This window comes from Pseudoalteromonas sp. S558 (genome assembly GCF_005886635.1).
GTDB lineage: Bacteria > Pseudomonadota > Gammaproteobacteria > Enterobacterales > Alteromonadaceae > Pseudoalteromonas > Pseudoalteromonas aliena.
In genome coordinates, this window is sequence record NZ_PNDU01000541.1 from 1 (window position 1) to 506 (window position 506).

Here is a 506-nt window from a genome sequence, read left to right on the forward strand (position 1 = left end):
AGAATATCCCAATCGCCTTCCGCTTTAAGCTCATCAACAATGTTGTATGTTGGTGGCGCAACAACCAATGGCGCTTTGAATGAGATAGAACCGTTTTTCATCTCAAGGTTACCTAGCATGTGAGCAATAATTTTCATATCGCCTTTGTGAACCATACACGAACCAACAAAACCTAAATCAACAGGCTTGTCGTTGTAAAAAGAAACAGGGCGGATCACATCGGGAGTATAACGCTTAGACACATCATCGTTATTAACGTCTGGATCGGCAATCATTGGCTCAACGATTTGGTCTAAATCAACCACAACTTCTGCGTGGTATTTAGCGTTGTCGTCTGGAGAAAGTGCTGGCTCTTCACCAGATTGAATACCTGCAATACGCTTGTCGGCTAAATCGATTAGAGCTTGTAGCGTTTGTGGTTCGATTTCCATAGCTTTGTTGATCATGATTTGGAGACATGACTAAGCAAGTTCAATTGACTTAATTTACGTTACATAATTAGAAAT

At 40.9% G+C, this 506-nt stretch carries 1 pseudogene; it reads right to left on the reverse strand.

What is annotated here, in order from left to right:
* A pseudogene (locus tag CWB66_RS21325) lies at nt 1-461 on the reverse strand (aconitase family protein); the annotation flags it as partial.
* Nucleotides 462-506: the final 45 nt, after the last annotated feature.